The organism is Actibacterium sp. XHP0104, from assembly GCF_025751515.1.
Taxonomy (GTDB): Bacteria; Pseudomonadota; Alphaproteobacteria; order Rhodobacterales; family Rhodobacteraceae; genus Actibacterium_D.
Genome location: NZ_JAOWLE010000004.1, coordinates 38,236 through 64,799, shown reverse-complemented (window position 1 = coordinate 64,799; position 26,564 = coordinate 38,236). Strand labels below are relative to the sequence as shown.

The 26,564-nt window shown below is 64.0% G+C and carries 29 protein-coding genes; 11 read left to right on the top strand and 18 right to left on the bottom strand.

The window, feature by feature from the left end:
• Position 1: 1 nt before the first annotated feature.
• The 4 genes from OE856_RS07945 to OE856_RS07930 all read left to right on the top strand — a co-directional run bounded on the left by OE856_RS07945 (position 2) and on the right by OE856_RS07930 (position 6,168).
• Positions 2-1,333, top strand: a complete 1,332-nt coding sequence (locus tag OE856_RS07945) for an amidase (RefSeq protein WP_263715548.1) — start codon at positions 2-4, stop codon at positions 1,331-1,333.
• Positions 1,334-1,461: 128 nt separating this feature from the next.
• Complete coding sequence (locus tag OE856_RS07940) at positions 1,462-2,643, top strand: aminotransferase class I/II-fold pyridoxal phosphate-dependent enzyme (protein ID WP_263715547.1); 1,182 nt, start codon at positions 1,462-1,464, stop codon at positions 2,641-2,643.
• A gap of 9 nt (positions 2,644-2,652) precedes the next feature.
• On the top strand, positions 2,653-5,490 hold the full coding sequence (locus tag OE856_RS07935; RefSeq protein ID WP_263715546.1) for a DNA translocase FtsK: 2,838 nt from the start codon (positions 2,653-2,655) through the stop codon (positions 5,488-5,490).
• Positions 5,491-5,559: 69 nt separating this feature from the next.
• The gene (locus OE856_RS07930) at positions 5,560-6,168 is read left to right on the top strand and encodes a LolA family protein (protein WP_263715545.1); all 609 of its coding nucleotides are present in this window, start codon (positions 5,560-5,562) and stop codon (positions 6,166-6,168) included.
• On the opposite strand, the gene OE856_RS07925 is transcribed toward OE856_RS07930, so the two are convergent.
• Both OE856_RS07925 and OE856_RS07920 read right to left on the bottom strand, forming a co-directional pair.
• Positions 6,165-6,752, bottom strand: a complete 588-nt coding sequence (locus tag OE856_RS07925; RefSeq protein ID WP_263715544.1) for a lytic transglycosylase — start codon at positions 6,750-6,752, stop codon at positions 6,165-6,167. The two genes, OE856_RS07930 and OE856_RS07925, sit on opposite strands and share 4 nt — an antisense overlap.
• 78 nt (positions 6,753-6,830) lie before the next feature.
• On the bottom strand, positions 6,831-7,712 hold the full coding sequence (locus OE856_RS07920; RefSeq protein WP_263715543.1) for an AEC family transporter: 882 nt from the start codon (positions 7,710-7,712) through the stop codon (positions 6,831-6,833).
• 85 nt (positions 7,713-7,797) lie between these two features.
• On the opposite strand from OE856_RS07920, the gene hspQ reads away from it, so the two are divergent.
• Complete coding sequence (gene hspQ / locus OE856_RS07915; RefSeq protein ID WP_263715542.1) at positions 7,798-8,124, top strand: heat shock protein HspQ; 327 nt, start codon at positions 7,798-7,800, stop codon at positions 8,122-8,124.
• Positions 8,125-8,127: 3 nt separating this feature from the next.
• Here hspQ and OE856_RS07910 read toward each other — a convergent pair whose 3' ends face one another.
• The 3 genes from OE856_RS07910 to OE856_RS07900 all read right to left on the bottom strand — a co-directional run bounded on the left by OE856_RS07910 (position 8,128) and on the right by OE856_RS07900 (position 10,598).
• Positions 8,128-9,708 carry a gamma-glutamyltransferase family protein gene (locus OE856_RS07910; protein WP_263715541.1) on the bottom strand — a complete coding sequence of 527 codons (1,581 nt, stop codon included), beginning with the start codon at positions 9,706-9,708 and terminating at the stop codon, positions 8,128-8,130.
• An 88-nt stretch (positions 9,709-9,796) separates the two neighbouring features.
• Positions 9,797-10,294, bottom strand: a complete 498-nt coding sequence (locus OE856_RS07905; protein ID WP_263715540.1) for an ATP-binding protein — start codon at positions 10,292-10,294, stop codon at positions 9,797-9,799.
• Complete coding sequence (locus tag OE856_RS07900; RefSeq protein WP_263715539.1) at positions 10,260-10,598, bottom strand: STAS domain-containing protein; 339 nt, start codon at positions 10,596-10,598, stop codon at positions 10,260-10,262. Before OE856_RS07900 ends, OE856_RS07905 begins: the two co-directional genes overlap by 35 nt.
• A gap of 96 nt (positions 10,599-10,694) precedes the next feature.
• On the opposite strand from OE856_RS07900, the gene OE856_RS07895 reads away from it, so the two are divergent.
• Positions 10,695-11,345, top strand: coding sequence for an RluA family pseudouridine synthase (locus OE856_RS07895; RefSeq protein WP_263715538.1), 651 nt, complete (start codon positions 10,695-10,697; stop codon positions 11,343-11,345).
• 1 nt (position 11,346) lies between these two features.
• Here the strand turns inward: OE856_RS07895 and OE856_RS07890 are convergent, their stop codons facing one another.
• Positions 11,347-12,789, bottom strand: coding sequence for an aldehyde dehydrogenase family protein (locus OE856_RS07890; RefSeq protein WP_263715537.1), 1,443 nt, complete (start codon positions 12,787-12,789; stop codon positions 11,347-11,349).
• A 188-nt stretch (positions 12,790-12,977) separates the two neighbouring features.
• On the opposite strand from OE856_RS07890, the gene OE856_RS07885 reads away from it, so the two are divergent.
• Both OE856_RS07885 and OE856_RS07880 read left to right on the top strand, forming a co-directional pair.
• Entirely contained in the window at positions 12,978-13,880 is a 903-nt protein-coding gene (locus OE856_RS07885; protein ID WP_263715536.1) for a glycosyltransferase family 92 protein, read from the top strand.
• 12 nt (positions 13,881-13,892) lie between these two features.
• Complete coding sequence (locus tag OE856_RS07880) at positions 13,893-14,678, top strand: SDR family oxidoreductase (protein ID WP_263715535.1); 786 nt, start codon at positions 13,893-13,895, stop codon at positions 14,676-14,678.
• An 84-nt stretch (positions 14,679-14,762) separates the two neighbouring features.
• Here the strand turns inward: OE856_RS07880 and pnp are convergent, their stop codons facing one another.
• Together pnp and OE856_RS07870 are read right to left on the bottom strand one after the other, a co-directional pair.
• Positions 14,763-16,895 carry a polyribonucleotide nucleotidyltransferase gene (pnp, locus tag OE856_RS07875; RefSeq protein WP_263715534.1) on the bottom strand — a complete coding sequence of 711 codons (2,133 nt, stop codon included), beginning with the start codon at positions 16,893-16,895 and terminating at the stop codon, positions 14,763-14,765.
• A gap of 222 nt (positions 16,896-17,117) precedes the next feature.
• Entirely contained in the window at positions 17,118-17,564 is a 447-nt protein-coding gene (locus OE856_RS07870; protein WP_263715533.1) for a DsrE family protein, read from the bottom strand.
• A gap of 290 nt (positions 17,565-17,854) precedes the next feature.
• Here OE856_RS07870 and OE856_RS07865 point away from each other — a divergent pair, with 290 nt between their 5' ends.
• Both OE856_RS07865 and OE856_RS07860 read left to right on the top strand, forming a co-directional pair.
• Entirely contained in the window at positions 17,855-18,355 is a 501-nt protein-coding gene (locus OE856_RS07865) for a hypothetical protein (RefSeq protein WP_263715532.1), read from the top strand.
• Positions 18,356-18,358: 3 nt separating this feature from the next.
• The gene (locus OE856_RS07860; protein ID WP_263715531.1) at positions 18,359-18,946 is read left to right on the top strand and encodes a hypothetical protein; all 588 of its coding nucleotides are present in this window, start codon (positions 18,359-18,361) and stop codon (positions 18,944-18,946) included.
• Positions 18,947-19,017: 71 nt separating this feature from the next.
• On the opposite strand, the gene OE856_RS07855 is transcribed toward OE856_RS07860, so the two are convergent.
• The 10 genes from OE856_RS07855 to rbfA form a co-directional block, all read right to left on the bottom strand.
• A complete protein-coding gene (locus OE856_RS07855; RefSeq protein WP_263715530.1) occupies positions 19,018-19,428 on the bottom strand; it encodes a hypothetical protein in 411 nt (136 codons plus the stop codon).
• A 238-nt stretch (positions 19,429-19,666) separates the two neighbouring features.
• On the bottom strand, positions 19,667-19,936 hold the full coding sequence (rpsO, locus tag OE856_RS07850) for a 30S ribosomal protein S15 (RefSeq protein WP_263715529.1): 270 nt from the start codon (positions 19,934-19,936) through the stop codon (positions 19,667-19,669).
• A 138-nt stretch (positions 19,937-20,074) separates the two neighbouring features.
• Positions 20,075-20,557: a SixA phosphatase family protein gene (locus OE856_RS07845; RefSeq protein WP_263715528.1), complete on the bottom strand. Its 483-nt coding sequence runs from the start codon at positions 20,555-20,557 to the stop codon at positions 20,075-20,077.
• 71 nt (positions 20,558-20,628) lie between these two features.
• A complete protein-coding gene (locus OE856_RS07840; RefSeq protein ID WP_263715527.1) occupies positions 20,629-20,904 on the bottom strand; it encodes a DUF5665 domain-containing protein in 276 nt (91 codons plus the stop codon).
• Between the two features lie 46 nt (positions 20,905-20,950).
• Positions 20,951-21,877 carry a calcium-binding protein gene (locus OE856_RS07835; RefSeq protein WP_263715526.1) on the bottom strand — a complete coding sequence of 309 codons (927 nt, stop codon included), beginning with the start codon at positions 21,875-21,877 and terminating at the stop codon, positions 20,951-20,953.
• Positions 21,878-21,971: 94 nt separating this feature from the next.
• Positions 21,972-22,487 (bottom strand): DUF1643 domain-containing protein, encoded by a 516-nt coding sequence (locus OE856_RS07830; protein ID WP_263715525.1) that lies wholly within the window; start codon positions 22,485-22,487, stop codon positions 21,972-21,974.
• Between the two features lie 42 nt (positions 22,488-22,529).
• Positions 22,530-23,387 carry a DUF2189 domain-containing protein gene (locus OE856_RS07825; RefSeq protein WP_263715524.1) on the bottom strand — a complete coding sequence of 286 codons (858 nt, stop codon included), beginning with the start codon at positions 23,385-23,387 and terminating at the stop codon, positions 22,530-22,532.
• 153 nt (positions 23,388-23,540) lie between these two features.
• On the bottom strand, positions 23,541-24,449 hold the full coding sequence (gene truB / locus OE856_RS07820) for a tRNA pseudouridine(55) synthase TruB (protein ID WP_263715523.1): 909 nt from the start codon (positions 24,447-24,449) through the stop codon (positions 23,541-23,543).
• Between the two features lie 54 nt (positions 24,450-24,503).
• Positions 24,504-25,241 (bottom strand): phosphodiester glycosidase family protein, encoded by a 738-nt coding sequence (locus OE856_RS07815; protein ID WP_263715522.1) that lies wholly within the window; start codon positions 25,239-25,241, stop codon positions 24,504-24,506.
• Positions 25,228-25,650 carry a 30S ribosome-binding factor RbfA gene (gene rbfA / locus OE856_RS07810; RefSeq protein ID WP_263715521.1) on the bottom strand — a complete coding sequence of 141 codons (423 nt, stop codon included), beginning with the start codon at positions 25,648-25,650 and terminating at the stop codon, positions 25,228-25,230. Before rbfA ends, OE856_RS07815 begins: the two co-directional genes overlap by 14 nt.
• A gap of 101 nt (positions 25,651-25,751) precedes the next feature.
• Here rbfA and dapB point away from each other — a divergent pair, with 101 nt between their 5' ends.
• Positions 25,752-26,561, top strand: coding sequence for a 4-hydroxy-tetrahydrodipicolinate reductase (gene dapB, locus OE856_RS07805; protein ID WP_263715520.1), 810 nt, complete (start codon positions 25,752-25,754; stop codon positions 26,559-26,561).
• The last annotated feature ends 3 nt before the right edge of the window (positions 26,562-26,564 follow it).

Here is a 26,564-nt window from a genome sequence, read left to right as displayed (position 1 = left end):
CATGGCGGGCGACTGGCTGAGGATGAGCGCGGGCGATCTGGGGCGCGCGATCGGGGCAGGGCGGATTGATCCGGTGGCCCTGACCGAGGCCTATCTCGAGGCGATTGCCGCGCATCCGCACGCCCCCCGCATCTATGCCCGCACCACGATGGAACGCGCCCTGGCCGAGGCTGGGGCCGCACACGCGCGTGCCCGTGATGGCGCGCGGCTGGGGCCGCTGGATGGCGTGCCGGTCAGTTGGAAAGATCTCTTTGATACCGCCGGCGTGGTGACCGAGGCCGGGTCGGCCTTGCTGGCCGGCCGTGTGCCCACGCGCGATGCGGCGGTGCTGCGCAATGCGACGGCGGCCGGGCTGGTCTGTCTGGGCAAGACCCATATGTCAGAGCTGGCGTTCTCGGGCCTTGGGCTGAACCCGGTGACGGCCACGCCGCCTTGTGTGAATGACGAAAGCGCGGTGTCGGGCGGGTCGTCTTCGGGCGCGGCGGCGTCGGTGGCCTTTGGGCTGGCGGCGGCGGCGGTGGGGTCGGATACCGGCGGCTCGGTGCGCATCCCGTCGGCCTGGAACGATCTGGTTGGGCTGAAAACCAGCAGCGGGCGTTTGTCGCTGACCGGCTCTGTGCCGCTGGCCGCCAGTTTCGACACGGTCGGCCCGCTGACCCGCACGGTCGAGGATGCGGCACTGATGCTGGCCGCGTTGGGCGGTGGGCGCGCCGCCGATCTGCGCGGGGCCAGCCTGCGCGGAACGCGGTTCATGATCTTGAAAACCGTTGGCATGGAAAACCTGCGCGACGCCCCCCGCGCCGGCTTTACCAGTGCGGTTGAACGCTTGCAGGCCGCAGGCGCGATCGTGAACACCGCCGAGGCGCCCGAGGTGGCGCAGGCGATGGACCTGGCCGCGATCCTGTTCACGGCCGAGGCTTATGGCACCTGGGGGCAACAGATCGAGGCCGCGCCCGAGCGCATGTTCCCGCCCATTCTGGAACGGTTCCGCGCCGGGGCGCAGTATACGGCGGCCGATTTCGTTGCCGCCTGGCATCGGTTGCGCGATCTGCGCGCGCAATGGGCCGCACGGGTGGCGGGCTATGACGCGGTGCTGTTGCCGACCTCGCCCATTCTGCCGCCCGATGCGGCGCGGCTGATGTCGGATGGCGACTATTACGTCACCGAAAACCTGCTGGCGCTGCGCAACACGCGGGTGGGCAACCTGATGGATTGCGCAGCGCTGACGCTGCCCACGGGCGTGCCGTCTTGTGGCATCATGTTCCTGGGCGCGCCCGGCGGCGAAGAGCGTTTGCTGCGCATCGGCGCGGCGGCCGAGGCTGCCTTGGCCTGAGAGACACAGTTTTTCCGTCAAGGGCCGAAATTCGCGGGCTTTTTCTGGACCAATCCGTTGCTAAACGGTATCCTGATTTGCAAACGGGGCGACATGACCCCGATGACGAGGCAGACATAGTGGGCAACATGGCCTATCCCGAGCGGTTTTCGAACCTGCCAGAATACGCATTTCCGCGTTTGCGGGCGCTTCTCGACTCATCAGAGCCGGGCGGTGAGGTCATGCATATGACCATCGGCGAGCCCAAGCATGCCTTTCCCGATTTCGTCGCCCGCATCATCGCCGAGAATGTCGATGGCTTTGGCAGCTATCCCCCGAACGAGGGCTCGCCCGAGCTGCGCGCCGCGATCTCCGCGTGGCTGGGTCGTCGCTATGGCGTGACGGTCGACCCCGAGACCCAGATCATGGCGCTGAACGGCACGCGCGAGGGGCTGTTCAACGCGGCGCTGGCGCTGTGCAACGAGGCCAAGAATGGCCAGCGCCCGGTCGTGCTGACACCGAACCCGTTCTACCAGGTCTATGCCGTGGCCGCCGCGGCCGTAGGGGCCGAGCCGGTGTTCGTGCCCGCCGATGCGGGCAACGGGTTTCTGCCCGACTACGCCTCGCTGCCGGCCGAGGTGCTGGATCGCACGGCGATTGCCTATCTGTGCTCGCCGTCAAATCCGCAGGGTGCGATTGCCAGCCGCGAGTATTGGGAAACGCTGATCGCGCTGGCCGAAAAGCACGATTTCCGCGTTTTTGCCGATGAATGCTATTCCGAGATCTACCGCGACGAGGCCCCCGTGGGTGCCTTGCAGGTGGCGCGCGACATGGGGGCAGACCCCAACCGCGTGGTGATCTTTCATTCGCTGTCGAAACGGTCGAACCTGCCGGGGCTGCGGTCTGGTTTCGTGGCCGGTGGGGCCGATGACATCGTGCGTATCAAGCGCCTGCGAGCCTATGCCGGTGCGCCGCTGCCGCTGCCGTTGCAGCGCGTGGCCGAACAGGTTTGGGCCGACGAGGCCCATGTCGAAGAAAACCGCCGCCTTTACCGCGAGAAATTCGCGCTGGCCGATCAGATCTTTGACGGGGTGCCGGGCTATCAGGCGCCGCAGGCTGGGTTTTTCCTGTGGCTGCCGGTGGCCGACAGCGAAGAGGCGGCGATGAAATTGTGGCTGGAGACCGGCGTGCGGGTGTTGCCCGGCGCCTATCTGGCCCGCGAGGTAAACGGGCAAAACCCCGGTAAGGGGTTCGTTCGGGTCGCTTTGGTGGCCCCAATCACAGAAATGCAGCGCGGGCTGATCCGGCTTCGCGACTGTCTCTACAGGTAAGGGTTAGGTATGGCTTCGTATCAGATCAAACAGCGGGATCCCTTGTTCGACACGAACATGCAGGCAGCGATCGAGCGACGCGGCAAGGAATTGCTGGGTCTGGGCTTGATCGCGCTGGGGGCGATGGTGGCGATGATGCTGGTGTCATATGTGCCGGACGATCCGTCGTGGCTGTCGGCCACGGACGAGCCCGCCTCTAACATGCTGGGCCGGTTCGGGGCGTCGATTGCCTCGCCGCTGAACGTGATCGTCGGGCTGGGCGCCTGGGGCATCGCGCTGGTGCCGATGGCCTGGGGGCTGCGCTTTGTGCTGCATCGTGGCGAAGACCGGGCGCTGGGCCGCGTGGTCTTTGCGCCGATCGCCATTGCGTTGATGTCGATCTATGCCGCCACCCTGGTGCCGGGGCCCGAGTGGACCCATGAATTCGGCATGGGTGGCCTGTTTGGCGATACCATTCTGGGTGCGCTGTTGAACATTCTGCCGCTCAGCGTGGGCTTTGGCCTGAAACTGATGGCCGTGATCAGCCTGGTTGTGATGATCGGGTTTGGCCTGTTCGTCACCGGGTTCGACTGGGCCGAGCTGCGCGCGCTGGCGCGGTTCCTGATTGTCGGGCTGATCGTGACCTATGCCCAGATGATGACCCTGCTGGGCCGTGGCGCCAGCGGTGCGGTTCAGGGGGCCCGCGTGATGCAGGCCCGCAACCAGGCCCGTCGTGACGCCGTTGCCCATCATCCTGCCCATACGCGCGAACCGATGGTTCGTCGCGCGCCCGTGGCCCAGGAACCCGAGGTCGTGGCCATGGCCGCCCCGCTTGCCGCGCCGGCCAAGCCCAGCCTCTTTGCCCGCGTGCCCGCGCTGATGCGCCGTCAGCCCGACCCGCAGCCCGAACTGATCGAGCCCGAGCTGCCCGACTATAATGGCGAACCGATGAGCGAAGAGCGCATCAAGGCCCGCATCGCCGATGTGATCCGGACGCGCGTGCGCCAGGGCAACGGTGTGCCGCGGGTCGAACCCGCGCTTGCCGCCGGTCAGCGCCGCGAACCGGTGGTCAACAGCGCCGTCAGCGCCGCCATTGCCCGCCGCAAGGGTGCGCCCGAACCGCTGGTCGCCGCGCCGCGCATGACCCCGCCGCCCCAGCCGCTGGCCGCCGAGGTCGAGGAACAGATCGACGTGTTCGAGCCCGAGCTGATCGAGCCCGAACCCGCCGCCTTTGACGCCCCCGCGCCCGCCGCGCCGCGCAAGGTGGTGCAGCATCCGGTCAAGAAGCCGGTGCAGCCCTCGCGCCAGGCTCAGGCCGAGGCCCAGCCCGCGCTGAAATTCGACGATCAGGCCGAATCCTATGAACATCCGCCGCTGTCGCTGCTGACCAACCCGGTCAGCATTGAACGTCACCACCTGTCGGATGATGCGCTGGAAGAGAACGCGCGGATGCTGGAAAACGTGCTGGACGATTACGGCGTCAAGGGCGAGATCGTCAGCGTGCGCCCCGGCCCCGTTGTCACCATGTATGAACTGGAGCCGGCGCCGGGCCTCAAGGCCAGCCGGGTGATCGGCCTGGCCGATGACATCGCCCGCAGCATGTCGGCCCTGTCGGCCCGCGTGTCGACCGTGCCGGGACGCAGTGTGATCGGGATCGAGCTGCCCAATTCCAACCGCGAAAAGGTGGTGCTGCGCGAAATATTGGCCGCGCGCGATTTCGGCGACAGCAACATGCGTCTGCCGCTGGCGCTGGGCAAGGATATCGGCGGCGACCCGGTGGTGGCCAACCTGGCCAAGATGCCTCACCTGCTGATCGCGGGGACGACCGGCTCGGGTAAATCGGTGGCGATCAACACGATGATCCTGTCGCTGCTTTACAAGCTGACGCCCGATGAATGCCGCCTGATCATGATCGACCCCAAGATGCTGGAACTGTCGGTTTACGACGGCATCCCGCACCTTTTGTCGCCCGTTGTGACCGACCCGAAAAAGGCTGTGGTCGCGCTGAAATGGGTGGTGGGCGAGATGGAGGACCGCTATCGCCGCATGTCGAAAATGGGCGTGCGCAACATCGAGGGCTATAACGGCCGCGTGCGTGATGCGCTGGCCAAGAACGAGATGTTCAGCCGCACCGTTCAGACCGGCTTTGACGAGGATACCGGCGAGCCGATCTTCGAGACCGAGGAGTTCCAGCCCGAGGCGCTGCCCTATATCGTGGTGATCGTCGACGAGATGGCCGACCTGATGATGGTGGCCGGCAAGGAAATCGAGGCCTGCATCCAGCGCCTGGCGCAGATGGCGCGGGCCTCGGGCATTCACCTAATCATGGCCACGCAGCGCCCGTCGGTTGACGTGATCACCGGCACGATCAAGGCGAACTTCCCCACCCGGATCTCGTTCCAGGTGACCTCCAAGGTCGACAGCCGCACCATCCTGGGCGAGCAGGGCGCCGAGCAGCTGCTGGGCATGGGCGACATGCTGTACATGGCCGGTGGCGCCAAGATCACCCGCGTGCACGGGCCCTTTGTCAGCGACGAAGAGGTCGAGGAAATCGTGACCTACCTCAAATCCTATGGCCCGCCCGATTACGTCGGTGGCGTGGTCGAAGGCCCCGATGAGGACAAGGAAAGCGATATCGACCTGGTGCTGGGCCTGACCGGCGGCAATACCGACATGGAGGATGCGCTCTATGACACCGCCGTCGCGATCGTGCTGAAAGACCGCAAATGTTCGACCTCTTACATCCAGCGCAAGCTGGCCATCGGCTATAACAAGGCCGCGCGGCTGGTCGAGCAGATGGAAGAGCAGGGCGTGGTCAGCGCCGCGAACCATGTCGGCAAGCGCGAAATCCTGGTGCCCGAGCAATAACATGCCGCTCGCCGGAAAGTGAGCAAATGCACAGGTGCAAACCGGTCGCGCGGGGCCTAGATTGACGGCATGAAAATGCTTCGTGTTGCTTCCCTGGCCCTTGCGGCCGCGTTTGTCGCCCTGCCGGTTTCGGCAGACCCGATCCCGCTGGCGCGGATCTCGGATTATCTTAACGGGCTGGATACGGCCTCGGCGCGGTTCACACAGAACAATGCCGACGGGTCGGTTTCGGCCGGCACGCTGTATATCAATCGCCCGGGCCGGATGCGGTTCGAATATGACCCGCCCAATGCCGCGCTGGTGATGGCCGGGGGCGGGCAGGTGGCGGTCTTTGACCCCAAGTCGAACCAGCCGCCCGAGCAATACCCGCTAAAGCGCACGCCGTTGAACCTGATCCTGGAACCGCAGGTCAATCTGGGGCGCGCCAATATGGTGGTGGGGCATTCGGGCGATGAAACGCGCACCATCGTGGTGGCCCAAGACCCCGAGAACCCCGATTACGGGACGATCGCACTGGTCTTTGGCGGCGCGCCCCTGGCGTTGCAGCAGTGGGTTATCGTCGATGATACCGGCGGGCAGACCATCGTGACGCTGGATGCGCTGGAACAGGGCGTGCGGCTGTCGCCCACCCTGTTCAACATCAACATGGAAACCTCGTCCCGGCTGGGCCGCAACTAGCGGCAGCGTTGCAGCTGCACGCGATAGGTCTCGGCCCGCGACGCGACCGAATTGGCCACGTTGTTCAGCCAGCCCTTGCTGCGATAGCTGCCGCGGGCATAGCCGGTCTGGCCTTCGTGATAGGCCAGGTACTGGTTGCGTGCGTCGTGCAGCGGAATGCCCAGCTTGTCGCGCGAAGTGGTCATGTACCAGCCGATGAAATCGGTCGCGTCGGCGATCTTGTCACGCCGGGCGCCATAGCTGCGGGTTTGGCGCACATATTCATCCCAGGTGGCATCCAGCGCCTGCGCATAGCCATAGGCCGAGCTTTGCCGCCCCATCGGGATCACGCCCAGCAGGAATTTATGCGGGGTGCGGGCGTCGCTGTCGAATTTGCTTTCCTGATAGATCGTCGCCATCTGCACATGCATCGGAACGCCCCAGCGGCGCTCGGTTTTTTGCATGGCACGGGCGTATTGGGGGCGCTGGTCAAGGATGCTGCACGCGTTGTCGAGGTTGCGCGGCGGTGAACCGGCCCCCCCGCCACATCCGGCGACGACCGCCAGCAGGCACATACCAACCATGGCGCGAAAGAATCTGCTCATCTGCCTCTCGCTCGATATCTTTGTTTTGCCGAGAGAATAGGGGAATTTCGCGCCCTGGGCAAATGCGACCGCGCGGCCCTAGATCAAAAATGCGAGGGTCAGCGGAATCGTGGCCACCGACAGCAGGGTCGAAACCACCACCAGCCCGGCCACCGCATCCGAATCAGCGCCGTATTTTTCGGCCAGCAGATACGAGGTCACCGCCACCGGCGTGGACAATTGCATCACAAGCACGGCGAATGGTTCCGCAGACAGATCAAAGGCGCGGCCCACGCCCCAGGCCACCGCAACGCAAATTCCGATCTTGGCGACCGAGATCCAGAGCGCCCGGCCCAGCCTTCCGGGCCGCAGTCGCGCCACCGCCACGCCCAGTGTGATCAGCATCACCGGAATGGCCATCTGGCCGGTCAGCTCCAGCGCGTTGGTCAGAAAACGCGGCGTCTGCCAGCCCTGCCACAGGAACAGCCCGCCCAAGAGCGTGGCGGCCACCAGCGGCTCGCGCAAAACCTTCCAGGGCGACCCGCCGCCCGACACCAGCCACACCCCGAAGGTGAACGAATAGACAGCCATCACCGCGAACACCACGACAGCATATCCCAAGCCGCTGTTACCAAAGGCAAAAATTGCCAATGGCAGGCCCATGTTGCCGGTGTTTCCAAAGATCAGAGGCGCCAGATAGGTGCGGGTTTCCAGCCCCGCCAGACGCACCAGCCCCCAGAACAGAACGGTGATCACGGCATAGCCCGCCAGTGCCGCCAGCGACAGCGTGGTCAGCGCCTGCGGGTCGATCTCGGTTTTCATGAGGGCGACAAAGATCAGGCAGGGCACCGACAGGGTCATGGTCAGGCGGGTGACGAACTCTAGCTGATAGTCGAACCCCAGCTTGACCCACGCGTAACCTACCGCTGCCAAAAGGAAAACCGGGGCCACGATTTCCAGCACTGTCAGGACGAGGTTCACAATCTGTTTCCCGCTTTCCGGCGGGGTCAAGATGGACAAGCCCCCCTCTCGAGGATTACTAACGTTAGTTGGGGGTACTAACGCAATGCTGAAATCGCAGGCGAAATATCATCTTGGCCAAGTGGTCCGTCACCGGAAACATCCGTTTCGCGGCGTGATCTTTGATGTGGATGCCATGTTCTCGAATACTCAGGAATGGTATGACGCCATCCCCGAGGAAAGCCGCCCGTCCAAGGACCAGCCGTTCTATCACCTGCTGGCCGAGAACGAGCAAAGCTATTACGTGGCCTATGTGTCCGAGCAGAACCTTCTGCCCGACGATACCGGACAGCCGGTCAGCCATCCTGATGTCTGCGACCTGTTCGGCGATTTCGAAGATGGGCATTACCCGCTGCAGTTCCAGCTGAACTAGGCCCTAGTAACCCAGCGCGCAGCCATCCTTGCGAGGATCGGACGCGCCCTGCAACACACCCGTTTCATGGTCGATCAAGATCGCCTGCGCGCCGCCGATCGGGGCGCAGGGGGTGGCGACCTTGTGGCCCATGGCGGCCAGCTCGGCGTGCACCTTGTGGTCATAACCGCGCTCGATCTGCAGGGTGCCGGCATCGCTGAAACAGCGCGGCGCGTCGATGGCGGCCTGCGGGTGCATGCCGAAATCGACGATGTTGGTCATCACGCGGGCATGGCCGTTGGGCTGATAGGCGCCGCCCATCACGCCAAAGGGCATCACCACGCGACCATCGCGGCGCAGCATCGCCGGGATGATCGTGTGCATCGGGCGCTTGCCGCCGGCGGCCTCGTTCGGGTGGCCCTGTTCCAGCGTGAACCCGGCGCCGCGGTTCTGGAAATTGATGCCGAACCGGTTCGACGCCAGCCCCGAGCCAAAGCTGTGAAAGATCGAATAGATCAGCGACACGGCCATCCGGTCGCGGTCGACGACGGTGATATAGATGGTTTCCCTGTGCACCGCCTCGCTGATCGTGGTGGCGCTGTCCATGGCGCGGGCCGGGTTGATCAGCGCCGCCAAGGCGCGCGCGGTTTCGGGCGCCAGCATGTGTTGCAGCCGGGTGATGTGATCGGCGTCAGCGAGGAAGCGATTGCGGGTGTCATAGGCCAGCTTGGCGGCCTCGGCCTCGATATGGGCGCGCTGGGCACCTAGCGGATCCATCGCGGGCAGGTCGAAATGCGACAGGATGTTCGCCATCAGGATCGCCGTGGCGCCCTGGCCGTTTGGCGGATGCTCGACCAGCTCGACCGATTTGTAGGGGCCGCTGATCGGGGTGGTATAGGTGCATTCTATGGCCGCGAAGTCGTCCAGCGTATGCACGCCGCCCAGGCCGCGCAGCGTGTCGACCATGTCTTGTGCGACCTCGCCCTGATAGAACCCGTCGCGCCCGTCGCGGGCGATGCGGCGCAGCACCTCGGCCTGGCCGGGGGCGCGAAAGATCTGTCCGGCGCGCGGGGCGGCGCCGTTCAGCAGGTAATGCGCGCGGGCGTCGCCTTGCAGCAGATGCGCGGCCTCGGCCCAGTCAAAGGCCACGCGCGGGGCGACCGGGATACCCGCGTCGGCGTAGTGAATGGCGGGGGCAAGGCTGGCGGCCAGTCCCGCGCGGCCCCAATCGGCGGAGAGGCGGCAAAAGGCATCAATCGCGCCGGGGATAGTCACGGCGTCGGGTGTGTAATGCGGCATGTGGGTCAGGCCGCGGTCGCGCATTTCGGCGGCCGACAGCGCGGCGGGGGCGCGGCCCGATCCGTTCAGCGCGATCACATCTTCGGTGCCCGTGGGTTTGAGCAGCGCGAAACAGTCGCCGCCCAGCCCGGTCATCTGGGGCTCGCACAGGCCCAGCAGCACGGCACCGGCAATGGCCGCGTCAACGGCATTGCCGCCCGATTCCAACATCTGCACCGCGACCTTGGCTGCCAGCGGGTGCGACGTGGCGCAGATACCGTTGGCGGCAAAGACCGCCGAGCGGCCGGGCAGGTGAAAATCGCGCATCGGTGCTCCCTTGATTGCTCGGGGCAGGATATGGGGGGCAATTGCGATTTCCAATGCGAGATTTCGACCCGTTTCGCAGCGTTCCGCCTTAGGGATCGGCCAGCGGGATTCGCAGTGTCAGCACATTATCCTTGCCCCTGCGGCAATAGCAGATGTCTTCGCCCAGATGAGTGATCAGGAACCAGCCGAACCCGCCTTCGGCCAGGGTTTCGGGCGCGGGCGCCGAGGGTGTGTTGCCGGCACCGGGCCACAGGCCCTGGGGCAGTTCGGCCCCCTGATCATGCAGCCGCACACACAGCCGATCGCCGCAGCGCGACAGGGTCATGTCGATCTGGCCGTCGGGATGATCGGCATAGGCGTGTTCGGCGATGTTGTTCAACAGCTCGGCCAGCACCAATTCGGCATCGCCGCAGATGGTGTCGCTGTAGCCACCGGATTTCAGCCAGGCGTGCACCTTTAGCAGGGTAGCACGAACGGCATGTGGCTGGCCCGGAAAGTTCAGGCTGAGCTGGCCGCCACATTCGCCCAGCGGACATTCACCGGCCATCGGCTCAGGCGGCGTCGGCTTGCGTGGCGCTGTCGGCATCGTCGAAAATCCGGAATACGCGATCCATACGGGTCAGGCGGAAAACCTTGGCGACATTGGGGGTCAGCCCGGCCAGATCAAGCCGACGTTCGCTGCCCAGCTGTTTCATCGCGCCGACGACCGCGCCCAGGCCGCTGCTGTCGACGAAATCGACGCGCGACAGGTCAAGCACGATACGCGCGTGGGCAGAGTTGGTGATCTCGCGCATCTTGTCCTTGAACTGAATGGCGACCGAGGCGTCGATCCGGGTGTCGGGGACGCAGATCAAAAGGGCATCGCCGCAATCCTGCGCTGTAAGATCCATGGTTTTCTCCTTCCGCAATCGGGGCAAGGCTAGCGGGCAATCGTTACCAATTGGTATCCACTGGCCCGGCTGCGCGAATGGGCGTAGACAGGCGCCATGACTGACGCCGCCTATGCCCCGCCCGATACGCCTCTGGATATCCTGCACCACGATCACGCGATCCTGGTGGTGAACAAGCCTGCGGGCCTGTTGTCGGTGCCCGGCCGGGGCGAGCATCTGGCCGATTGCCTGATCACCCGCATTCAGGCGGTTTTCCCCGAGGCGTTGCTGGTGCACCGGCTGGATCGCGACACGTCGGGGGTGATGGTCTTTGCCCTGACGCCTGATGCACAACGCAATCTGGGACGGCAGTTCGAGAACCGGCAGGTCAAGAAAACCTATGTCGCGCGGGTGTCGGGGCGGCTGGAGCCGAAAACCGGCACGGTCGATCTGCCGCTGATCGTCGATTGGCCGAACCGGCCGCTTCAGATGGTCGATCATGAGAACGGCAAGCCGGCGGTCACCGACTGGCGGGTGATGCGCTATGAGGAAGACGCCACGCGGGTGCGGCTATACCCGCAGACCGGGCGCAGCCATCAGTTGCGGGTGCATATGCTGGCGCAGGGGCACCCGATTCTGGGTGATCCGTTCTATGCGACCGGCCCCGCGCGCGAGGCGCCGCGGATGATGCTGCATGCGGAAAGCCTGCGTATTCGTCACCCCGATGGCGGAGTCGGGATGACGTTCTCGGCCAAGGCGCCGTTCTAGATTACTCGGCCGCCCAACCGGCGACCGATTTGATCTCGCAGAAATCTTCGAGGCCCCAGACACCGCCTTCGCGGCCGTTGCCCGAATGCTTGACGCCGCCAAAGGGCGCCCCGGCGCCGCGCGACTGGCCGTTGATTTCGACCATGCCCGATTTCAGGGCGCGGGCCACGCGGTTGGCGCGGGCGCCGTCCTGGGTTTGAACATAGTTCGTCAGGCCATAGACGGTGTCATTGGCGATGGCGATGGCCTCGGCCTCGGTGTCGAAGGGAATGATCGACAGAACCGGGCCAAAGATTTCCTCGCGCGCGATGGTCATGTCGTTCGACACATGGGCAAACACCGTGGGGCGCACGAAATAGCCGCGGTTAAAGCCCTCGGGGCGGCCAAGTCCGCCGGCGGCCAGACGCGCGCCTTCGTCGATGCCCTTGGCGATCAGGCCCTGCACCTTGTCGAACTGGGCCTGGCTGACCACGGGGCCGATATGGCGGCCCGCGTCATGGCCCGAGCCGACCTTGATGACATTCGTCGCCACATTGGCGGCAATCTCGACCGCCTGGTCATAGATGTCGCGCTGAACCAGCATCCGGGTGGGGGCGTTGCACGACTGGCCGGTGTTGAGAAAGCAATCGACCGCGCCGCGCTTGACGGCCTTTTCATCGGCGTCGGCAAAGATGATGTTGGCGCCCTTGCCGCCCAGCTCGAGGTGAACGCGTTTCACGGTATCGGCCGCGGCCTTGGTGATCGCGATGCCCGCGCGGGTCGAGCCGGTAAAGGAAATCATGTCGACATCGGGATGCACCGACAGCTGCGTGCCGACGCCCGCGCCGTCGCCGTTGACCAGGTTGAACACGCCGGCGGGCACGCCGGCCTCGTCGATGATCTCGGCCAGGATGAGGGCCGACAGGGGCGCGATTTCCGACGGTTTCAGAACCATCGTGCAGCCCGTGGCCAGGGCCGGGATGACCTTGAGCGTGATCTGGTTCATCGGCCAGTTCCACGGCGTGATCAGCCCCGCAACCCCGATCGGTTCCAGCAGGATGCGGTCATTGGGGGCATGCGCGCCCAGCATCCGGTCGAACTCGAACCCCTCAAACGCCCGGATGAAATTCTTGATGTGGCTGCGGCCCGAATTCACCTGGTTGGCGCGGGCATAGTCGATCGGGGCACCCATCTCGAGGCTGATGGCATCGCCGATCTCGTCGCTGCGGCGGATGTAGATTTCAAGGATGCGCTGCAACAGGGCCATGCGGTCGGCCTTGGGGGTGGTCGACCAGGCCGGGAAGGCGGCACGCGCCGCGGCAACGGCGGCGTCGGTGTCGGCCTGAGTGCCCAGCGAAATGACGGCACAGCTATCCTCGGTCGAGGGGTCGATGACATCAAAATCATTGCGCTGAGCAGGGTTCACCCACTGGCCATTGATATAGAACTGACGTTTCTCGATCATCTGCGCCTCCTTTGGCCAATCGTGCGGCACTCTGTCATCCGATCGGATGATGCGCAAGCTGCCGAATCCTGTAGGGTCGTTAACGCTATCTATGACGCTGCGGCAGGATTTTCGAGTCTTCTCGCGCCGCAATTGCCCTGTTCCCGCGCCCCCGGATTTTCTAAGCTGCCCGCGAATTGGGGGTCTTTATGTTTTCATTCCTGCGCCGCACCAAATCCATCTCGCGTATCGCGCTTGACCCGCCCGTGCCCGCGCCGGGGCGTGCGGGGCTGGCGGTGGTGCTGATCGTCAGAAACGAGGAACGCCACATCGCTGAATGGACCCGGTTTCACAGGGCCGCCGGGGTGGCGCATTTCTATGTCTACGACAACGGATCGACCGATCAGACCGTCAGCCGCCTGATTGATGCGGCGGGGGCGGGGGCCGTTACCGTGATGCCCTGGGATCAGAAACTGCGCGACGGGGTGAATGGGGCCGAGATTCACAACCAGGTGCTCGCCTATGCCCATGCGGTGCGCAATTTCGGCGGCGGCTATCGCTGGATGACCTTTATCGATGTCGATGAATTTCTGGTGCCGCGCTCGGGCAAGACCCTGCCGGAATGCCTGGGTCATCTGGGGCAAGAGGTGAATATTTCGCTGCCCTGGCACATGTTCGGGCGCAACGGGTTCGAGGATGCGCCCGAGGGCGGCATCGTGCCCAATTATACCCGTCGCCACCCCGACCCAATGAGCCCGCTGAAAGGCATGTGCAATTTCAAGATGATCGTCGATCCCTGCCACGTGACCGCGATCAAGGTGCATTCGATCGAGACCGATGGATCGACGGATTCGGTCAATGATCGCGGACAAAGGGCGGCTGCGGCCGATCGGGCAAAGCCGGGGTTCTATTCGGCCGACCACATCCAGTTGAACCACTATTACACCCGGTCGAACAGCGAATTGCAGGCCAAGATCAACCGCGGGTCAAACATGACCCAGAACCAGGCCGACCACCTGCGCCGAGTGATGCGCAAGGTTGACCAGATTGAGGCGCAAAGCGTCGAAGACCTTGCGGCCAAACAGTGGTTCGCGGGGCATGAGCAGCCCTAAAGGAGGAACGGAATGTCCCTGCCGCAAGATGACCTGCCGCCTGGCTACCGGAAAACCGCGTTGGTCACCGGCGCAAGCAAGGGTATCGGTGCCGCCACCGCCCTGGCTTTCGCGAAGGAAGGCTATGATGTCTGCGTAAACTACAGTTCTGACCGCCGGGGCGCGGACGAAACCGTCGCGGCCTGTCGGGACGCGGGGGTGCGCGCCATTGCGGTGGGGGCAGATGTTGCAGACCAGCAGGCCGTGCGGGCCATGTTTGACACTTGCGATGAGCTGTTGGGGCCCGTGACCTGCCTGGTGAACAATGCCGGCATCATCGGCGGGACGTCGACATTGCCCGATCTCGCGCAAGAGGCGCTGCGCAGGACATTCGAGGCCAACCTGTTCGGCACTGTCTATTGTCTTCAAGAGGCGGTGAAACGCATGCGAACCGACCAGGGCGGGGCAGGTGGGGCGATCGTGAACATGTCGTCCTTGGCCGCCACGCTGGGCAGCCCGGGCGAATATGTCCACTATGCCGCCTCAAAAGCGGCGGTGGAAACCTTGACCATCGGCGCCGGGAAAGAGCTGGGCCCGCTGGGCATCCGCGTGAATGCCATCCGGGTGGGCACCACCGCCACAAGCATGCATGAACGCGAAGGCAACCCCGACCGCCCAAGAATGGTTGCCGAGGCCACCCCAATGGGGCGGATTGCACAGCCCCAAGACATTGCCGATGCGGTGGTCTGGCTGGCCTCGCCCCGGTCGGGCTTTGTGTCGGGGACGATACTGACGGTCGCGGGCGGGCTGGCGCCCTGATCGTCTGAACGGCCAGGCCGCTGGCCCCAACAAAAAAGCCCCGCCTTGATGGCGGGGCTTTCCTGTTTGTCAGAAAGGCGCCGATTACTCGGCGGTTTCTTCTTTCTTCAGCTCTTCGCCGGTTTCCTGGTCGACCATCTTCATGGCCAGGCGCACCTTGCCGCGGTCGTCAAAGCCCAGAAGTTTCACGTAAACTTCCTGGCCTTCTTTCAGAACGTCCGAGGGGTGGTTCAGGCGGCGGTTCTCGATCTGGCTGACATGCACCAGGCCGTCACGCTTGCCAAAGAAGTTCACGAAGGCGCCGAAATCGACGATCTTCACGACCTTGCCTTTGTAGATCTGGCCTTCTTCGGGCTCTGCCACGATCGAATAGATCATGTCATAGGCCTTTTGGATGGCGTCACCGTTCGGCGAGGCGATCTTGATGATGCCGTCGTCGTTGATGTCGACCTTGGCGCCCGAAACCTCGACGATCTCGCGGATGACCTTACCGCCCGAGCCGATCACTTCGCGGATCTTGTCGGTGGGGATCTGCATGGTCTCGATGCGCGGGGCGTGGACGCTGAATTCGCCAACGCCCGACAGGGCCTTGTTCATCTCGGCCAGGATGTGCAGACGGCCGGCCTTGGCCTGGGCCAGGGCTTTTTCCATGATCTCGGGGGTGATGCCCGCGACCTTGATGTCCATCTGCAGCGAGGTGATGCCTGCCTCGGTGCCGGCAACCTTGAAGTCCATGTCGCCGAGGTGATCCTCGTCGCCCAGGATGTCGGTCAGAACGGCGTAAGAGCCATCCTCTTCCAGCACCAGGCCCATGGCCACACCGGCAACGGCGGCCTTCAGCGGCACGCCGGCATCCATCATCGACAGCGAACCGCCACAGACCGATGCCATCGAGCTGGAGCCGTTCGATTCAGTGATTTCCGACACCAGACGCAGGGTGTAGGGGAAATCGGTTGCGGCGGGCAGAACGGCCTGAAGGGCGCGCCATGCCAGTTTGCCGTGACCGATCTCGCGGCGGCCGGGCGAACCCACGCGGCCAACTTCGCCGACCGAATAGGGCGGGAAGTTGTAGTGCAGCATGAAGTTCGATTTGAAGTTGCCATGCAGCGCGTCGATGAATTGCTCATCGTCGCCGGTGCCCAGCGTGGTCACGACCAGACCCTGGGTTTCACCACGGGTGAACAGGGCCGAACCGTGGGTACGGGGCAGCAGGCCGGTTTCGCAGACGATCGGGCGAACCTCATCCAGCGCGCGGCCGTCGATGCGTTTGCCCTCTTTCACGACCGAGCCGCGCAGAACGACCGATTCCAGCTTTTTGATGGCCGAGCCAAGGTTGGCGTCTTCCAGCTGTTCCTCGGTGAGGCCGGCCTTGATCTCTTCCTTGGCGGCGGCAACGGCGGCGACGCGCTGTTGCTTGTCGGTGATGGCATAGGCGGCGCGCATCTTGTCTTCGCCGGCGGCCTTCACAACTTCGAAAAGCGCACTGTAATCGGGCGCCTGGAAGTTGAACGGCTCTTTCGCGGCGTCTTCGGCCAGGTCGATGATCAGGTCGATCACCGGCTGGATCTGCTGATGCGCAAAGTTCACGGCGCCCAGCATTTCGGCCTCGGTCAGCTCGTAAGCCTCGGATTCAACCATCATCACGGCGTCTTTGGTGCCGGCGACAACCAGGTCGAGACGCTGCTCGGGGTTGTTGCGCAGCATGTGCATGTCGTCGACGGTCGGGTTCAGCACATATTCGCCGTCAACAAAGCCCACGCGGGCGCCAGCGATCGGGCCCATGAACGGCGCGCCCGAAATGGTCAGCGCGGCCGAGGCAGCGATCATCGCCACGATGTCCGGGTCATTTTCCAGGTCGTGCGACAGCACGGTGCACATGACCAGAACTTCGTTCTTGAAGCCGGGCACGAACAGCGGGCGGATCGGACGGTCGATCAGGCGCGCGGTCAGCGTTTCCTTTTCGGTCGGACGGGCCTCGCGCTTGAAGAAGCCACCGGGCACCTTGCCGGCAGCATAGTATTTCTCTTGGTAGTGAACCGTCAGCGGGAAGAAGTCCTGACCCGGTTTCGGTTCCTTGGCGAAGGTCACGTTGGCCATGACCGAGGTTTCGCCCAGGGTGGCGATGACGGTGCCATCGGCCTGACGGGCAACCTTGCCCGTTTCCAGTGTGAGCGTTTCATTGCCCCACTGCATCGATTTCGTCGTAACGTTGAACATCTATCGTATCCTGTAAGGGAGCACTCCCGGCCTTCCGGGTCTCCCGTTTTGCATGGCGGCCCCATTGCCGCCGACCCCTCTATCATTCCTTCACGACGCCGGGGTCCGGGCGTCACGTCTCAGATTAGGGTGCCATATCGCAGATCGGCGCGTTTTGAAAGCTGCGATTGCATTGCAAAAGGGCGGCCCGCAGACCGCCCCTTGGTTCACTATTGCCCGTGTTTACCAGGAAAGAGTGGTAACATTCGGGTTGAACAGCCAGCTTTCAACCAGGGCAAAATCGCCCATCTGAACGCCGTCGATATAATCTGCCTTGGTCAGACCGGCCGCTTTCGAGCAGGCGCCGCACATGATCACCACGCCGCCATCGGCCATAAAGTTCGTCAGCATGTCCTGAACGGACAAACCCTTTTCCGCCATCAGGCCGTGCACATGGCTGGGGCGTTTCTTGTCGGCCAGATAGACGGCACGCACATTCATCCAGATCGCGGTTGGGTGGCCGTTCTTCAGCGACTTTTCATGCGCGAACATGATCGCCTTGGTCGCGGCCCAAGTGTCGTCGGTGGTCAGGTTGATGAACAGGCCGGGCTTGTCGGTATCGGCATTGGCCGACAGCGGCATGAACACCAGCGAAAGGGCAAGCGCGAGTTTGGTCAGAAAGGTACGCATCTTTGTCTCCTGATTGGTTGCCTGGAAAATCAGATCATACATTCGAATGTTGGCATATGATATGAATCAACAAATGCGCAGATTGGGTCGGGCGCGCAGCATGGTCGGGATAATGCGAACAGATTTGCTGCGTTGATCGCCCAAATCCGCCATTCTTTCGTCAAGAACTGCGCTTAACGCCTCTGTGACGAAAGTGAGTAACCACTGGTAAAGACAAGGAGTTTCTGATGGTTTCCCGTTTGGCGCGTATGTTTGCCCTGTTGTTCGCCGCTCTGACGCTGAGCGCGTGTATGGGGGGCACCCCCATTTCCGATTACAGCGACAGATCTGTCGTATACGGCTGGGTCGATCTGTCCCAGGCCGCCGGTAACAAGGTCGTTGGCGGCACGATCCGGGCCTACAATATGCCCGCCGACAAGAACCTCTATCCCTCGGGCTATATGAAGTTCGGCGAGGGTTATATCTTTTACCACGTGGGCATTGCGCCCGGACCGATCAAGCTGAACACCCTCAGCACCATGACCTGCGTCGGGCTGTGTGGAAATGTCGTCAACGTCTATGATTTCGGCGCCCAGGGCAGCGATGTCGCGGCCGCCAATGTGCGCGGCAAGGGTGTCTATTACCTGGGCAGCTATGCGCTTAAGACGCGTCGCGGCCTGTTCTTTGCCCCGCGCGATTTCACGGTCAGCCGCGCCAACGGCCCGTCGCGCCGCCAGATGCTCGAGGCCATTCTGAAAGAGGCACCCGATCAGCAGAAACCGTTGATTCAGCAAGCCATCAACCGGCTGTAACGCATGTTGGTCGTTACCCGCATCATTGGCCTGATGACGCTGATGCTGGCGTTGTCGGGCTGCATGTCCGACATGATCGCCGAGGCCGACAAGGCCCCGGCGCGCCAGGATCAGATCGTGCTGGTCGGCAAGATGGTGATCTCGCCGGACATACCGCAATATGTCGCGACCGGGCTGCGCGACCCATTGGGTTTGGGCAAGAAATATGCCGAAAACCGCGTGGGCACGGCGTTCTCGACCCAGCCGGTCAAGCCGCAGGGCATGTTCCTTTATGGCAATGAGAACAGGGCGCTGCCGCTGTCGCAGACGTTTTTCATCACCGTGCCGCGCGCGACGCTTTACCTGCAAGAGGGTGTCTATTCGCTGAACACGGCCGGCATGTCGCAGATCAAGCTGCCCGGCGGTCTGCGCACGCGGATGCCGGCCGGGGCGCAGGTCGCCTATGTGGGCACGGTGGTCTACCGCCGCGATGATTTCTACACGATCACCTCGACCACGGTGCGTGACGAATTCGCCCGCACCCTGCCCGAAATCCGCGCCAAATACGGGGCGGATGTGACGGTGGGCAAGGCGCTGCTGCACCGGTTCTGAATCCTGCCGCGAGAATAGATTGGGTTTGGGGCTGGGCGGCCCGCGCTGCATGCGGCGGGCCGCGCGGCGATTCACCTTGTTGTTGTATCCCGGCAAAGATAACTGCTCGGCATGCCGTATTTCATGACGCCAGAGGATACGGTGAAACATTCCGAGCAACGAACATGTCGCGCGGGGTTGGCGGTTTTCTTTGTTCCGACGAGCGTATGCAGGATAAATGACTTTGGGTGGTCCGCGTCGACAATCGCGGTAAAGACGAAGTCCAGAAAGGTAAGCGTTCTGCCGCAAGAGCAATTGCCCTTCTCGAAGTAGAAATCCTCGTTCTCAAAGGTGCCTTCGCGCAGATCCAACAGCCGTTCGATCTTTCGCCGGTCTTCCGCATCTGATTTCGTGAACTTTGACGCGTCTTCGAAGTCGTTGCTCTCAAGGGCTTTTTCGAAAACTTCCTCGGAAACGCCCTGAACCTTGTTATAGTCATACATACGTGTTTGCCATCCTGATTGGGTTAAGCCGCATGAATGGGATAAGATTGGAATGTCGCAAACATTTCAACTGCATTCCCGGGCGACAGCCAACTGGAGGCTGTCGGTCGACTGGTATGACGCGGGAACATGCAACCGTTCAGCCGGCTGATCCGCACCTCTGGGGTGTGAGCAGCGCCCAAACGAAAACCACCCGCTCGATCGAGCGGGTGGTTCGAAATTCGATTTGATCGCAAGCTTAGCGGCGGATGCCCAGGCGCTCGATCAGGCTCTGATAACGGCCTTCGTCTTTGCCTTTCAGATAGTCCAGCAGCTTGCGGCGCTGGGCAACCATCATCAACAGACCACGACGCGAGTGGTTGTCTTTCTTGTGGCTTTTGAAGTGCTCGGTCAGGGTCGAGATACGCGAGGTCAGGATAGCAACCTGAACTTCGGGCGAACCGGTGTCGCCTTCCTTGGTCGCGAATTCCTTGATCAGGCGGTTCTTTTCGTCAGCAGTGATCGACATCGGGGTCTCCTTGGTTAAGGGTTGATGGCGCAGGCCGGGATGTCGTCCAGCAGGGCCCATGGAGGTCTCCGCACGCCCAAAAAACGCGACGGATGCGCGCGTATACGGGATTCGGGGCGCGATGAAAAGCCTTGAGTGTCAGGGCATGTGCAGATGCAGCAGCGCGCCGTCGCGGGGCAGCACGAACAGGTAGTCATACATCGAATGGTCCAGCGTGACCGGGATGGTGGCGCCGAACCCGGCGATCAGGCCGGGGATGGTTTCGGTATGGCCGACCACCAGCACGGTGTCGTCCTCGTGGTCGAACTGGATCAGGTCGGCCAGTGAACCGGATTCGGCCAGGGGAACCTCGGTGCGGTCAACCCCCAGCGCCGTGGCGATGATCTGCCCGGTTTCGCGGCTGCGCGCGGCGTCGGATGTAAAGACCACGTCGATGCCGCTGTCGCGCAACATGGTGGCCCAGGCGGCGGCGCGGCTGCGGCCGGCCTCGGTCAGGGGCGGGTCTGCGGGCGCGTCGGCCTTTTCGGCGTGGCGAATGACATACAGCATTTCCTGCGCCGATGCGGTCGAGGCCAATGCCAGTATCAGGGCCGGAATCGCCCACCAAAGCCGCGTTCTCATCCTGTCCTCCTGTCCGGTGCCGCCGTCAGTGTGACACATGGGCGGCGCCTATGGCAAAACCCCGGCGACGGCTATTCCGGTCCGCGGATCTCGGCGGCGATCTGTTGCGCCCATTCGCCGATGATCGGGATAAAGTCGATTTGCGCCAGGAAATAGGCCGCGACCGAGACCAGCAGCGTTGCGCCCAGAGCCGTACCCAGCCCAATCGCCATGCCCCGCAAAAAAGCATATGTCATCATTCGGGCAATGGTGCGGTGGCCACGAAAGAAGCTGTGGTTGTTCAGTTTCTCCAGCTCGGCCCGAACGGCGGCCAATTCCTGAGCCAGATTATGGGGTTGCTCTGCCACGCCGTGCGCCTTTGGTTGCCTTTGCGCAGCCTAGCGCCCCGGTGGCTTAGGCGGCAAGGCCCAAGAGGTCGTCCAGGGTTTGCACGGGGATCAGGGTGATGTGGCCGGGCATCAGATCCGGCGCATTTGTGACCGTGGCCACGGCCAGCCCGTTCAGGCGGATGACGCTGGTGCCCTCGGCATCGGTATCGATGGTGATTTCTGGCGTGGGGTCGGTGTCGGGGTCATAGACCACGATCAGCGCGTCCTCGCCCGCCTGATAATCCGCCACGATCGCGCTTTCGCCCTCGGTCAGCCAGTCACCGATGACAAAGCTGTCGGCCCCGTCGCCGCCGGTGGCAAGGTCATGCGCGCCGGCCAGCAGAATGTCGTCGCCGTCGCCGCCGTTGAGGTAATCCATGTCGTTGTCATCTGTCAGGTCGGGGTCGTCGGTCAGGCCCGATAGCAGGTCATCGCCCAGGTTGCCGTTGACGATATCGGCGCCGTCGCCGCCCAGCACGATGTCATCGTCATTGCCGCCCATCAGCGCGTCATCGCCCTCGCCGCCATAGATCACGTCCTCGCCCGGCCCGCCGATCATGCGGTCATTGCCGGCGTCGCCCTGCATGAAATCGTCACCGGCCTGCCCCAGCAATTCGTCGTTACCGTCGCCGCCGAACATGTGGTCATCGCCGGTGTCGCCAGCCAGCCGGTCATCGCCATCGCCGCCCGACAGGATGTCGCCATCCGCCGCGCCCAGCAGCAGATCCTGCCCCGCGCCGCCATCCAGCATGTCCTGCCCGTCGCCGCCATGCAGGATGTCGTCGCCGTCAAAGCCAAAGATCACGTCGTCGCCGCCGGCGCCGTCGATGATGTCGTCACCGTCGGTGCCGTCCAGCCGTTCGTCGCTGTCGTCGCCCTGTTTCAGCACGCCGGTCAGATCGACCGCCACGCCTGCCAGCAACAGACCCATCAAACCCGCAATACCCAACATGGCAGACCTCGTTCCCAGACGCATCCCGCGCAATGGCCCGAGGATACGCCCGGGCGACCGCCGTGCGAAGGAAATATCCTTTAATAGGTTAACGTTAGGTGAGCGTTGGCCAGGGCTGGGGCTGTTGGGTATAGCTGATGTAAAGCGGGTGCTTGGGGTGGCCCGCCTGTGTCAGCCCAAGGTGAAACAGCGGCAGGCTGGTGCCGCGCAGCAAGGTCTCGACCTGCGGGCCTCGGTCAAGGTGCGCGCCATGGGTGCCCCAGGCACAGATGATCTGATCGGCCCAGGGGCAGCTTTCCAGAATGGCCGCGTCGTTTGCCGGGCCAACCGGATCGGCGGCGGCGCGCATTTTCTTGGGGTCGGTATCGCGCCAGGCAAAGATGTTGGTCACGCGAAACGCGCCGAACCCCAGCGCCCGCGCCCGGCGCTCGCAGCGTTCGACCGTGGGGTCGTTCTGCACCTCGGTCGCGGTCGAGGGGTTGAGCATGATGAACAGGGCGCGCTTGCCGGTCTCATCCCAGATGCGGGTCAGGGTATAGCGATAGGCCTCGCAGTCGGAATAGACGGCGGTCGAGGCGGCATCGCCTTTCAGATGGGTGCGCGTGATCATGGCCCGGGTTTTCGCCCGGGCCATGGGACAATTGCAAGCGGTTTAGCTGACCGCCCGACGATAGAGGTGCCAGGTGGCGTGGCCCAGAATGGGCATCACGATCACCAGCCCCAGGAACATCGGCAGCGACCCGATGGCCAGCGCGGCGGCGACGATCAGGCCCCAGGCGCCGATCACCAGCGGGTTCTTCGCGGTGACCCGCAGCGAGGTGGCCACGGCCACCGGCAGGCCTACGTCGCGATCCATCAGCAGCGGGAAAGACACCACGCTGATCGCCAGGACGATGGCTGCGAAGACCGCGCCGACCGGGATGCCGATGATAATCAGGGCCGCGCCGCCCTCGGTGCTGAAGACCTCGCGGAAAAAGCCCATCGTGCTGGTGGGCAGGTCGGGGCCCATCGTGGCGGTAAAGATCGCGTGCGCGGCGATCATCCATGTCAGGAACATGCCCAACAGATACATGCCCAGCACGATGATCGGCCCGACCTGCGGGCCGCGCAGCACGCCAAAGGCATCGCCCCATGTGGCATGCATGCCCATCTCGCGCCGGCGGCTGAGCTCATAAAGAAAGATCCCCGCCACCGGCCCCAGCAGGGCAAAGCCCGAGGCCAGAGGGAACATGTAGGGCGCCAGGTTGGCGTTGAAGGCGACCCAGGCCATGACCATGCCGATGATGGGATAGAGGATCACCAGAAACATCACATCGCTGCGAAAGGCGGCAAAGTCTTTCACCCCCATGCGCAGGGCGTGGCTGAGATCCTCGAGCCCGATCTTGTTGACGATGGGTGCGCTGTCGCTGCGGCTGGATTGCACGTGAGCGGTGGCGTCTGCCAGATGGTGGCCGGTCTGCCGCGCGGCCTGCGCGCCCCATGTAAGGGGATTTCCGATCGTGTTGACCATGGTGTCCTCCCGTTCCTGATCAATCAGGACACGGCCGGAGGAGGCGGCCCGTCACGGCGTGGGCGGGTCGATGCCAGCCGGCCTTCCTGATACCAAAGTATCACGGGCGCCGGTAAAGCGGTTCGCAACTTCGCGCGATCAGGCGTGTGCGGGTCAGTGATTGAACACGCGGCTGGGATGCAGCTCGCCCGAGCGATAGATGCCCACGGCCACGGCCTTGCCGTTTTCGCTGGCCCAGGCCTCGTCGCCATAGTCGACATCGCCTGCCATCAGCACCATGCCGGGGTTGCCGTGACGCAGGCGGTTGGCGCCCTCGGGGGTGCATTTCAGCTCGGGCAGGTCTTCGAGGCCCTGTTCCAGCGGGCGGAGATAGTCGTCGAGCTCGGGCGTTTTGGCCAGTTCCTCGATCAGGTCCATGCTGATGCCGTCTTCGGCGTCAAACGGGCCAGACCAGACGCGCCGCAGCTCGCGTACATGGCCGTGACAGCCCAGCGCCGCGCCCAGATCGCGGGCGATGGCGCGCACATAACCGCCCTTGCCGCAGACCATTTCCAGCGTGACATGATCGGCGTCGGGCCGGTCCAGCATCACCAGGCTTTCGACGTAAAGGGGTCGGGCGGCGATCTCGAACTCTTCGTCGTCGCGGGCCAGTTTATAGGCGCGCTCGCCGTCGATCTTGACCGCGCTGAACTTGGGCGGCACCTGCATGATGTCGCCCTGGAACGCGGGCAGGGCGGCGCGGATCTCGTCATCAGAGGGGCGCGCATCGCTGCTGGCGGTCACTTCGCCCTCGGCATCGTCGGTGTTGGTGGCCTGGCCCAGTCGCACGGTAAAGACATAGGCCTTCATCGCGTCGGTGATATAGGGCACGGTCTTGGTGGCCTCGCCCAAAGCCACGGCCAGAACGCCGGTGGCCTCGGGGTCAAGCGTGCCGGCATGGCCCGCCTTTTTCGCGCCAAAGGCCCAGCGCACCTTGTTCACCACTGCGTTCGAGGAGATGCCGGCGGGCTTGTCCACCACCAGCCATCCTGAAATGTCGCGTCCCTTGCGGCTGCGGCCCATGTGTCGTCTCCGGGTTGGTTGAGGTGCGGGTGCTACAAAAGCCCGGGGCGGGCGTCAACGGGGCACGGCCACGCCGACGATCGGCCCCAGCGGCAAGCCCAGGTCGTTGCGGCCCAGCTCGGGCGCATAAAGGCGCGAGATCCTGCCGTCGAGAAACAGCGCGTTCGGCGTGTTCAGCCGGTCGCGAAACAGCCGCCCGAATTCGTGAAACGTGACCGGGCGCTGCGAGATGGCAAAGACCACCGTGCCATCCTTTTTCACGCCCACGCCATTGCGGATATGGCGCGAGTCGCTGTCGGGCAGGAAACGCGGGTGCAGCGCGCCGTCGATCACCAGCATCGGCCCCGATTGGGTGGCATAGCGGCAATCGGGCGGGGCGGCGGCATAGGTGCGGGTTTCAATCACCTGCGCGGCGTCGTCGGTCAGGCACAGCACGCCGTTGGGCAGCAGCCCGAAATTGCCCGGCCCGGCGCGGGTGACGGGGGCGCGGGCCTGCTGGCGGTTCTCGATATACAGGCCCACGACCGACCGGTCGGGGTGATACATGCCGGCATTCATTGCAAAGGCCAGCTTTTTGCCCTCGGCGGCCAGCTGGTGATTGACCTGCCCGAAGCTGCCCAGCACCTGCCCGTGCGCGCCGCGGTGAAACAGGCGCAGATCGGCACTGGCGGGGTCATAGCGGCAGGCGACGTAATCCTGGCCCTGGTGGCTGATCTCGGCACAGCCCGCATGGGCGATGGCGGGCATCAGCCCGGCCAAGACCGTCAGCGCGAGGCGCCTAAGCCTGGTCATCCTCGTCCTCGCCATCGGCAGCCACATCGCGGCGCACGGCGTCCTGGTTCAGCAGGCGGCGGGTCTCGTCCATCTGGTCAAAGGTCTGGTCGATGACGAACCGGATCTCGGGCGAGAATTTCAGCGTCAGCCCCTTGTTGACCTGGCGGCGCAATTCGTTGCGGTTGCGGCGCAGGGCGGCCAGGGCCTCTTCGGCATTGGCGCCGCCCAGGGGCATCACATAGGCGGTGGCGACCTTGAGATCCGGCGAGGTGCGGACCTCGCCCACGGTGATCGACATGCGGTTCAGGTCGGGGTCATGCACGTCGCCGCGCGCCAGCACATCCGACAGCGTGCGGCGGATCAGCTCGCCCACGCGAAGCTGTCGCTGAGAAGGGCCTGCGCCCGTATGGAACCTGTTCTTAGCCATTCCCCGCATCTAGGGCATGCCGGGCCTTGCTGCAAGCGGGGCTTTGCCAAGCGCGCCCGGCTCGGCTAAACGAAGCCGACAAAGGTTTGATGGAGAGCGCAATGACCGATCTGCCCGGAATCGTCATCACGGGGGCCAGCGGCCGCATGGGGCGGATGCTGCTGCGCACCGTTCTGGAAAGCAGCGAGGCGCGGCTGGTGGGTGCCGTCGAGCGCCCCGGCAACGAATGGCTGGGCCGCGACGTGGGCGCCCTGATCGGCGAGCCCGATACCGGCGTGGTCGTCACCGACAACGCGCTCGAGGCCTTCGCCAAGGCGCAGGCGGTGATCGATTTCACCTCGCCCGCCGCCACGGTGGAATTTGCCGGGCTGGCCGCGCAGGCGCGGGCGGTGCATGTGATCGGCACCACGGGGCTGTCGGATGCCGATCTGGCCATGATCAGCGCTGCCGCCCGTCACGCGGTCGTGGTGCGCGCCGGAAACATGAGCCTGGGCGTGAACCTGCTTGTGCAGTTGACCAAGAAGGTCGCGGCCGCCCTTGGCCCCGATTTCGACATCGAGGTGATCGAGGCCCATCACAAGCACAAGGTCGACGCGCCCTCGGGCACCGCGCTGATGCTGGGCGAGGCCGCCGCCGAAGGGCGCGGGCTGAACCATGCCGAGATGGCGGTGCGGGGCCGCGATGGCATCACCGGCGCGCGCGAGACCAATACGATCGGCTATTCCGCCATTCGCGGCGGCGATATCGTGGGCGAGCATGACGTGCTGTTCGCGGGCGAGGGTGAACGTATCATCCTGCGCCATGTCGCCACCGACCGGCGCATCTTTGCCCGTGGCGCGCTGCGCGCCGCGATCTGGGGGCAGGGGATGCACCCGGGCGAATATGACATGGTGGATGTGCTGGGGATCTGAGGC

Coding starts and splice junctions, on each gene's coding strand:
- OE856_RS07945 (WP_263715548.1), top strand. CDS start 2: ATGGCGGGCGACTGGCTGAGGATGAGCGCGGGCGATCTGGGGCGCGCG.
- OE856_RS07940 (WP_263715547.1), top strand. CDS start 1,462: ATGGCCTATCCCGAGCGGTTTTCGAACCTGCCAGAATACGCATTTCCG.
- OE856_RS07935 (WP_263715546.1), top strand. CDS start 2,653: ATGGCTTCGTATCAGATCAAACAGCGGGATCCCTTGTTCGACACGAAC.
- OE856_RS07930 (WP_263715545.1), top strand. CDS start 5,560: ATGAAAATGCTTCGTGTTGCTTCCCTGGCCCTTGCGGCCGCGTTTGTC.
- OE856_RS07925 (WP_263715544.1), bottom strand. CDS start 6,752: ATGAGCAGATTCTTTCGCGCCATGGTTGGTATGTGCCTGCTGGCGGTC.
- hspQ (WP_263715542.1), top strand. CDS start 7,798: ATGCTGAAATCGCAGGCGAAATATCATCTTGGCCAAGTGGTCCGTCAC.
- OE856_RS07910 (WP_263715541.1), bottom strand. CDS start 9,708: ATGCGCGATTTTCACCTGCCCGGCCGCTCGGCGGTCTTTGCCGCCAAC.
- OE856_RS07905 (WP_263715540.1), bottom strand. CDS start 10,294: ATGCCGACAGCGCCACGCAAGCCGACGCCGCCTGAGCCGATGGCCGGT.
- OE856_RS07900 (WP_263715539.1), bottom strand. CDS start 10,598: ATGGATCTTACAGCGCAGGATTGCGGCGATGCCCTTTTGATCTGCGTC.
- OE856_RS07895 (WP_263715538.1), top strand. CDS start 10,695: ATGACTGACGCCGCCTATGCCCCGCCCGATACGCCTCTGGATATCCTG.
- OE856_RS07890 (WP_263715537.1), bottom strand. CDS start 12,789: ATGATCGAGAAACGTCAGTTCTATATCAATGGCCAGTGGGTGAACCCT.
- OE856_RS07885 (WP_263715536.1), top strand. CDS start 12,978: ATGTTTTCATTCCTGCGCCGCACCAAATCCATCTCGCGTATCGCGCTT.
- OE856_RS07880 (WP_263715535.1), top strand. CDS start 13,893: ATGTCCCTGCCGCAAGATGACCTGCCGCCTGGCTACCGGAAAACCGCG.
- pnp (WP_263715534.1), bottom strand. CDS start 16,895: ATGTTCAACGTTACGACGAAATCGATGCAGTGGGGCAATGAAACGCTC.
- OE856_RS07870 (WP_263715533.1), bottom strand. CDS start 17,564: ATGCGTACCTTTCTGACCAAACTCGCGCTTGCCCTTTCGCTGGTGTTC.
- OE856_RS07865 (WP_263715532.1), top strand. CDS start 17,855: ATGGGGGGCACCCCCATTTCCGATTACAGCGACAGATCTGTCGTATAC.
- OE856_RS07860 (WP_263715531.1), top strand. CDS start 18,359: ATGTTGGTCGTTACCCGCATCATTGGCCTGATGACGCTGATGCTGGCG.
- OE856_RS07855 (WP_263715530.1), bottom strand. CDS start 19,428: ATGTATGACTATAACAAGGTTCAGGGCGTTTCCGAGGAAGTTTTCGAA.
- rpsO (WP_263715529.1), bottom strand. CDS start 19,936: ATGTCGATCACTGCTGACGAAAAGAACCGCCTGATCAAGGAATTCGCG.
- OE856_RS07845 (WP_263715528.1), bottom strand. CDS start 20,557: ATGAGAACGCGGCTTTGGTGGGCGATTCCGGCCCTGATACTGGCATTG.
- OE856_RS07835 (WP_263715526.1), bottom strand. CDS start 21,877: ATGTTGGGTATTGCGGGTTTGATGGGTCTGTTGCTGGCAGGCGTGGCG.
- OE856_RS07830 (WP_263715525.1), bottom strand. CDS start 22,487: ATGATCACGCGCACCCATCTGAAAGGCGATGCCGCCTCGACCGCCGTC.
- OE856_RS07825 (WP_263715524.1), bottom strand. CDS start 23,387: ATGGTCAACACGATCGGAAATCCCCTTACATGGGGCGCGCAGGCCGCG.
- truB (WP_263715523.1), bottom strand. CDS start 24,449: ATGGGCCGCAGCCGCAAGGGACGCGACATTTCAGGATGGCTGGTGGTG.
- OE856_RS07815 (WP_263715522.1), bottom strand. CDS start 25,241: ATGACCAGGCTTAGGCGCCTCGCGCTGACGGTCTTGGCCGGGCTGATG.
- rbfA (WP_263715521.1), bottom strand. CDS start 25,650: ATGGCTAAGAACAGGTTCCATACGGGCGCAGGCCCTTCTCAGCGACAG.
- dapB (WP_263715520.1), top strand. CDS start 25,752: ATGACCGATCTGCCCGGAATCGTCATCACGGGGGCCAGCGGCCGCATG.